7 protein-coding genes are annotated in these 8,180 nt (G+C 38.1%); 6 read left to right on the top strand and 1 reads right to left on the bottom strand.

The window, feature by feature from the left end; translation table 11 throughout:
• A partial coding sequence (locus ACFIJ7_RS08505; RefSeq protein ID WP_375645058.1) for an integrase arm-type DNA-binding domain-containing protein occupies window positions 1–494 on the bottom strand: 494 nt, incomplete at its 3' end.
• Between the two features lie 148 nt (window positions 495–642).
• Here ACFIJ7_RS08505 and ACFIJ7_RS08500 point away from each other — a divergent pair.
• From ACFIJ7_RS08500 to ACFIJ7_RS08475, 6 genes are all read left to right on the top strand, one after another.
• Window positions 643–741 carry a DUF2087 domain-containing protein gene (locus tag ACFIJ7_RS08500; protein ID WP_375645059.1) on the top strand — a complete coding sequence of 33 codons (99 nt, stop codon included), beginning with the start codon at window positions 643–645 and terminating at the stop codon, window positions 739–741.
• A 511-nt stretch (window positions 742–1,252) separates the two neighbouring features.
• Complete coding sequence (locus ACFIJ7_RS08495; protein ID WP_375645057.1) at window positions 1,253–2,407, top strand: MFS transporter; 1,155 nt, start codon at window positions 1,253–1,255, stop codon at window positions 2,405–2,407.
• Between the two features lie 701 nt (window positions 2,408–3,108).
• Window positions 3,109–3,273, top strand: coding sequence for a hypothetical protein (locus ACFIJ7_RS08490; RefSeq protein WP_375636691.1), 165 nt, complete (start codon window positions 3,109–3,111; stop codon window positions 3,271–3,273).
• A 443-nt stretch (window positions 3,274–3,716) separates the two neighbouring features.
• The gene (locus ACFIJ7_RS08485) at window positions 3,717–4,190 is read left to right on the top strand and encodes a hypothetical protein (protein WP_375645056.1); all 474 of its coding nucleotides are present in this window, start codon (window positions 3,717–3,719) and stop codon (window positions 4,188–4,190) included.
• A gap of 719 nt (window positions 4,191–4,909) precedes the next feature.
• Window positions 4,910–6,079 (top strand): MFS transporter, encoded by a 1,170-nt coding sequence (locus tag ACFIJ7_RS08480; protein ID WP_375645055.1) that lies wholly within the window; start codon window positions 4,910–4,912, stop codon window positions 6,077–6,079.
• Window positions 6,080–6,719: 640 nt separating this feature from the next.
• Window positions 6,720–8,084: an MFS transporter gene (locus ACFIJ7_RS08475; protein ID WP_375645054.1), complete on the top strand. Its 1,365-nt coding sequence runs from the start codon at window positions 6,720–6,722 to the stop codon at window positions 8,082–8,084.
• Window positions 8,085–8,180: the final 96 nt, after the last annotated feature.

Below are 8,180 nucleotides of genomic sequence, written 5' to 3'. Positions count from 1 at the left end.
CTATTAGCTGTTCCAGCTTTTGTATGCCAAATAGGGGCAAGAACATTGCGTATCTCTGTTTGTGTAATCTCAGAAACCAGCAGACAACCTAATTTAGGGAGAATATGAAGGCGTAAAGGTAAAAACCAATCTCCATCTTTACCATCATTCTTGAGTTCAGCTTTACGACTTTCAAAAGCATCTAAGGCAATGTCTTTTAGGTAATGGAGATTACTTATTGCCTCACGCTTTTGTTTCTCACGTTCTTTAATGGGATCACGCCCCTCATGCAAAACAGAACGCCATTGATTTGCTAATTCACGGGCTTGTTTTAAAGAAACATCTCTCAAGGCACCCAAGCCCATTTCGCGGCGCCGACCATGAATGGTATAACGGTAAATCCATTGAGCACCTCCATCTTTACGCTTATGAAGTAACAAGCCGGCACCATCATTATATTTGCCAGCCCCCAATGTTGCGACAGCCCTTGCATTAAGACGGTTCATAAGAGCCATTTTTAGTCCTTTCTTATACAAATTTGATCCACACGCTCATCCCACTTGTTATGTGCAAATAGTGGTTTTGATTGATTCAAGATAAACAGATTTGAAATGAGAGAATCTTACGTTATTCGGGACTCTCATTCAACATACAAAACAGTGAATTATCATTATAAATCAATGCATTGCACGATTACGACGCACTCTTGTTGAGAGGGGTTTTTTACAACGCCATGGAGGAAAATATCAACGCATGCGCTAAAAGAGAATTGAAAAATGTTAGCGAACTCAATCGTTTTTCTTCTATATTTCAAGAGAATGAATAACCTTCCACTAAAAAAATATAATTTCATTAAAAGGTTATAAAATCATTCATCTCATTCATATGTTGACAATCTATGGAGGGGTTAGTACATCCCCTTTATAAAGGATACAATGGAAAAGCAAGAATGCGGGGTGCCAATTGGTTATCAAATAGGATTAGAAACAGTCAAAATCACCAGAAGAAGATATGGGATCAAGGTCTCAATGATCTTACCGATTATTGCGCAAACATCAGGGCATAGTGTTGTCGCTCAACCCAGATCATGCTCGATATTTCTAAAAACATCGTAGACAAACAAAAAATAACATTCTTGCAGTGGACTGACTGATGAATTGATAAAGAGACTATTTCAACGAAATGTGCACAGCGGAAACAGGGCTGACAAAACTTCCTCAACAGATACAACAAAATGTATTTGATCATTTAACGACACTTCTATGGAAATTCCATGGGCAAAAATAAAATTCCTTTTTTCATCTATAGCACAGTTTTTCTTTCTGAATTTTCCTTTTTCTTTGTACTCCCTCTGATTGGAAACTCTTCTCTCATAACTGCTACCAATGTTGCGTTTTATCTCTCTGGGTCGGTAATCCTTGAAAGCATTCTCATGGTAACCACAACAAGTTTATTAGAAAGACTTTCTCGTAAACTCTTAATGGCTACCGCCTTTATTTTAAGGAGTAGCGCTTTTGTATGCGTTATCCTATCGCTCATGCCTTCTGCATGGTTGACCTTTTTTACCTTAATGGCTTTTTCGAAAGCAATTTCAAAGCCATTTTTGAGAGAAATTTTATCAGAACATCTCAAGGGAAGTGCTCTTAAGCGCGCATTAACTCTCTATTCGTTTTTTCAAAACGCTGCGGTCGTTATTGCCCCTCTTGTTGCAATGATTGCCATAAAATATAACGCATCAACTTTTTTAATGGCTTTTTTTGCACTCCTTGGTTTGTATCTTTGTGTTCTATCTCTCAAAATTGTTTATCATTACCCGCATAAAACATTATCTCTTGAAAAGGATAAAAAAACAAAAAAAGCTCTTCTTTTTTCTTTAAAAACAATAATACATAATCGTTCTATTGCTTATTTGCTGGTCACGGCTTTGCTTTGTACATTTCTCATGGGAATTTTCATCACCACCACAACACTTCTCAATAAATTTGACAGCAATCTCGCCCCTTATAGTGGAATTTTCTTTTCAATTGTTGGCATCAGCATTTGTATCTGGCAGGGAGTAATCAATAAACATCTCACCCTTTCCGATAAAGCAACTTTTTATCTGCTCTGTTTTATGGGAAGTTTCTCCTCATTTTTCCTCATGGGTGGGGTCTTTACCGCTGTAACCGCATTAATTGCCTACAGTGTCTATGAATCTGTCATGGTTCCAGAAATATATTATCAAGCAGGGAAAACAACCGTATCCCTCTCTGCCAGTGTTCTTTTTAGTTATATTCTTGTTGTTTCAAATATTGGCCAAGCCGCCGGCTCATGGACAAGTGGATGGATCATCAGCTATTTCAACAGTCATATCGCTTTCATCTTTTGCATGATTGTTGGTGCCTCCGCCTTTGCCTCTTGCCTGTGCCTCATACAAACTAAAAAATAAGCAGCTTCCATGTCACATATCATTTTTGAAAACCAGTAGCACAACAAGAGCACCCAAAACACTTCGCCATAAATCACTCAATTATGGGGCTGTAACACACTCTGCGGCAAAGAACCTCAAAACGGTCTTTAAAGATTGTTCTGTAAGCCCTATTGCCAATTGCCTCACAGCTTAAAGGATTATGGAGCGGATTTTTGTTTTCCCATGAAGTTTGTCACCTTTTTAAAATAACATATTATCCATTCGCCTCTATGGTTGATCTTGAGACTTTGAATTCAGCTATCGAAGAATTTTCTATTGATACCATCATATGCCTACCAAGTTTTGCGGATAAACTTATTACCATATCTTGAGAAAAAAATTAAATCTCTCAAAAAACCTATTTTCTCTTGGAGAAGCCTTTCAAGCTTAAATCTGTGTTGAAAATAAAAGACATAATCCCTGAATTGCATATTAAGCCTCTTAGCTTTACCACCCAAGAAACTGGTCCAATAGGATTCCAGTGTTACAAGATTGCCAATGTTTTTTAGACAAACAGTAATGTTTACATTTTATAGGACACATTCAAGCGAAAACACATCCTGAAAATGATGCCTAAAAACAATGAATGAAGAGTATCCTTTTTTATCCTGATGATGCTTCATTACTTGAGCGCATCACAGGTGAGAGTGTTCATATTGCATAGGATCAATCATATAACTGTGGAACACCACGAACATACCTTACACCTGAAAGGAAGAACACCAACCTTTTATAATATTATGGGCGCTTTAACTTCTATTCACGATTTAACAAATGTCTTGAATCTTCAAGATTGTACTCTTTCGGCAAAAGACCATGCAACGCATTATCGTGAAAAAATTTGAACACGGGTGGATAGAGTTTTATTGTTCATTAATTCACCTGCACACCCTTAAAAGAAGCGCTCTTTTATCATCGCTCTCATCCTCTTATTTGATAAAAGAGGGTATCAATAAAGCGCAATTTTTCCATATTTGCTTTATGCGGAAATCTCAATTTGTTCGCTCCTCAAGCTCTGAAAAAATACCCCCCCCCAAATAAAATCCTTTTTTCAAACTTCTCAATATCCTAGTGCCTGATAGTGATTTAGTGGAAATTAAATAAGCTAAGATTGCAACTTCCCACAAGCGTTCTTGCGCTTGATTGTTATTGCCCCCATACGCGCTTTTTCATTTTTTTCAACGTCCATCAACACAGTTGTCCTTGTCATAATCGCATTTTGAAGGGGATAAACAAACGATTTTTGCGGCTTTTTTCACCAAATAATTCCCATGAAGAGAAGATAGAGATGCATTTTGTACTGGTGGAAGCCTCAACCTTTGACTTGGCTAGACTTATAGAGGCAGCAGAAACGCTCGCACTTCACTTACACCTCCTCACCCATAATAAAGATCTCTATTTTTATGAACTGGATTATATTAAAAGCGTGCATCTCAGTGTTATTGAACGCGATACATTTCATCATGCGGAAATGATAACCTATTGCCAAAATTTAAAAAACTTTAGTGGCATTCTCAATCTTACAGACACGTGGGCGACAAGTGTCAACGACATCTCCGCCCAGTTGGGATATAAAACCCAAAATGCCTATGCGATAAATATCTGTAGAGACAAAGCTTGTTTAAGAAAAATCCTCTGTGAAAAAGGTCTCACAAAAGGACAAATAACTGTTATTGAAAGTGAGGCTTTCCAAGCCACACACAAGCTCTCCTATCCTGTCATTCTGAAAGACCCACAGGGAACAAACTCAAAAAACGTATAGTTTGCAGAAAATAAAACGGAATTTACCGCAATCATGGAATTTATAAAAAACCATACTTCCCTCAAAAAAAATCTCATTGAGACCTTCTTTACAGGCACACTCTACAGTGCTAAAACCATTAGCTATCGAGGGAAAACAAAGCTTCTCGCCCTCTCAAGCAGGGTCATGTCAGACATGCCTGACTTTAAGAGACTTGCAACAACTTTCCCTTAGACAAGAACATTGCACAATTACAGGGAATAGAAGAAGGGATTAAAAATATCCTAGCAGCTGTTTCCTATCATGGGGGCTTTGCACATACGGAATTTATCATCACTGAAGGGAACTTCTTTAAAGTTGTTGAATAAATCCACGCTTAAGAGGCGTGCAAATTGGTGAAGCACTCTGCCAAACTTTTAACACCAATATCTACAAAGGATTTTTAGAATGTGCACTAGGAAGAGAACCTAAATTATTTCAAAAAGAACTGATCCCCAAACCTTTATCGGTCAAGCACTTGTCTATGCAAAACAACAGGTAAATTTCAGCAAATGCGCTTGCAACATGCAAGGAGCAAACAAACTATTCTCTACCCATTCCCTTACAGGGAAAAACCCTGAATTTGAGAGAGCAATCTGCGTGCGCTGACATTTTATTGACCTCAGGAACAAGTTCAGAAACGGCTCTGTTAAATGCACTTTCTTAAGCAAAAAAAGTAAATCTTGTGGTGGCAAAATAAAATGGTGCGTAAATTCTTCACTTTCAAGGCAAGCATAAAACTCATCCTCATAACAACTTTACTGAGCAATATTGGGATATTTATGGTTGTCCCTTTTTTGGCGATTTACTTAAATAAACTTAACTCTCTCAGTACAACAGAAGTTGGAATCATCATCGGAGTAGCTTTTTTGTGCAAAAAGGCAGGCTCTCTCTTAGGAGGGTTGCTCTCCGATTATGTCCATGTAAAAAAAACAATGCTTTTAGGTCTAGCAACACGAATCCCTGGCTATCTCATCATTGGTTTTACGCATAATTTTTATATCCTCCTCCTCTCTTGCGCCTTCATTGGTTTAGGAAGCAGTCTATACACTCCTGCTGCGAAATCTTTTTTAGTAAGAAATGTTTCGAGAACTGAAAAAGTGGATGCCTTAGCAACAAGATCAGTCTTTGTTAATATAGGGGTCTCTATCGGTCCCTTGCTTGGAATGTTGATTTTTAAAATGCTCCCCTCCTTATTATTTAGTTTCGTTGGATTGATCTTTTTTTTATTATTTCTTCTGAACTGCACCTTAAAAGAAAGCTCTAATACTAACAAATTGGACAAAATAAATTTTTCTGATTTTAGAAAGTTGCTCACCAACAAGACCATGCTTGGCGTTTCGCTTTTTATATTCTTGTTTACCTTTTTTTATATCCAACTCGAAAGCACCATACCTGTATTCAGTGATCAGGTTTTTGAAGGAAGTGCTACTTCTTTTATTTTTGTCTTGAATGCTCTCATCGTGATCTTTTTCCAAATGTCTGTTTCCAAATGGGCATGTAAAGAAAACTCCAAAACGCCCAAAGTATTATCCTTTGTTTTGTTTGGAATCTCATTCCTCCTCCTCCACGCTCTTGAGCATTCTTATTTTTACCTCTTCTTCGCGATCATCCTCTTTTCCTTTGCTGAAATCGTGATCTACATACGCCTCGATTATGAGGCCACAAATATAGATGAACGCTTAATCGCTAGCACATTTGGAATCATGAGCTTGTCCAGTGCTTTCGGAGGCATGGCAGGAAGTTATCTTGGCTCCCTCTTCTACAACCAAGAATTTTTTGGATTATCGGTTTGGCAGATCTTGAGTATTGCCTCTCTCAGTACCGCCCTCCTCTCTCTCCTCACACTCAAAAATTCAGCAAAAAGGTAAGTTGATGAAAAAGCATATTATCCTCTTCACCCCCCATCATGCCATGATTGATTGCACATCACTCAACGATATCGAGATGACAATTTCGGACAAACCTAAAAATACCCCCTTCTCCACTTATATGAAGCAAAACTCTCTCTTTCTTTTTGCTTATCATAATGTATCTTTTACGAAAAAAGATCATCAGCGCCATCCATAGCAAGAATAAACAGCCATAATCATCATAACATTGACGTTCTCATAACTTTGCCCCCAAAAGCTCTTCCACAAACATCAGAATTGTCCAGACTTTAAAGGCTTAAAACATTATCATGGAAAAACAATGGAACGAATACAAAAATAAATACGCAATGCATTTATTCCTTTCTGATCATGCAGAGTATTCTCTCAAATTTTCAAACATGCAAAGTGAGTTGACGACGAATAGACTCCTCGATAAACTCATTGAGATCAGCTTAACTGATAGCTTCATTTTGGAGAAAGAGGGGTTGTACACAAGAGAAACATTTTGGGGGGACCATCAGCACTTCCAATCACATTCATCCCAATATCGCAATCAACAAACGCGTATTAATTCTCAAAGCCTGTAATTTATAGAGCAGGACCAATATTTTAAAGAGTATCTGTAGGGAGCAAAATTATGCAAAAGGTGGATTCCTATACCAAATCAGAAAGGTATGTCATATATACCGTAATTATTTCCAGCATACTCCCCTTGCTGGACGGAAGCATTGTTAATGTCATCCTTCCAGACCTTGCTTTTTATCTTTCAGTAGAGGAAAATAATATACAATGGGTTGTAACATCCTATTTTCTTGCCACCGTGCCAGGATTGTTGATAGCAGCTTTTGTGCAAGGAAGAATAGGCATCAAAAGAACTTGGTTTCTTGCAAGCTTCATTTTTATGCTTGGATCACTGGGGATAGGATTAAGCTATAATTTTCCAACCATTATATCTGCCCGTATCGTTCAAGGTTTCGGGACCGGTCTTTTGCTGCCCCTTAGCCAAACCATCATTGCCTTACAATTTGGACAGACACGAGTGCGCCAAGCCATGGGCACCATAGCCGTACCAACAGTTTTCGCTCCTGCCTTTGGTCCGCTGGTGGGTGCCTCACTTGCTCAGTATGTCTCTTGGCGTTTGTTATTTTTTATCAATATTCCGCTCATTTTATTGGCGCTCACCATTGGAGCGAAACACTTAAAGAGCAACGAAACAACAAAAACAAAATTTAACTTATTTGCATTTTTAGCGTTTTTCATATCGCTTATTTCATTTTTTTATCTCACAGAAGCCAGAAATATAAAGAACAACACCTCCGTATATATCCTAGCACTTATAGCGGTGATATCTCTCATATTGTTCATTGTTTCTAATCAGAAAGCAAAAAACAAATTAATCGTCTTTAGCAGATTTCAAAATGTGCGCTATACATTACTCATGATCATGGGGCTTGTTGCTTCATTTCTTTTTTATAGCTTCCTCGTTTATTTCCCACTAGCCGTTGCCATGGAACAAGCCCATGAAAATAGCCTTCTCATCATCGGCGCAGTCCTTGCTTTGCAAGGAGTGGGTGCATGGATCGGAAGGAAATTTATTTACCAAAAATGGAAAGAAAAATCTCCCTTTTTCATGATAGGAATTGGTTTGGTGATATCAAGCTTTGGATTATTATGCTTCGGCTATAATATAAGCATGGATGGGCTTGGATTCTTGCTAAGAGGCATAGGGCTTGGCATCACCACCATTGTCTGCCTTTCCGCCCCTATCCAATATGTCAACAGTTTATACGTCAAAGATACAGCAGTTATCACACGCATATTACAGCAAATAGGCGGAGCTTTGGGGGGTGTATTCGCTGGCTTTTTGATCCATTCGCTGACAGAGGAATATCTTTCCCTCAATCAAACATATCTCATATTCTTTATATTCTCTATCGCTGCATTTTTACTGTTTTGCCTCGCACTCTCCTTATCGCATAAAGAGAAGGGCTCCGATTTATGATATGCTTTGTTTGAACGCCTTATTCTATAACATTTCCCATTAGGTACATTTTTATATTTTCACGTTTTATCATGAGCGCAGTGTCATGTTCAGATG

The organism is Bartonella sp. MR100HLJHH, assembly GCF_042194215.1.
GTDB lineage: Bacteria > Pseudomonadota > Alphaproteobacteria > Rhizobiales > Rhizobiaceae > Bartonella > Bartonella grahamii.
This window is presented reverse-complemented; position numbering and strand designations above follow the sequence as displayed.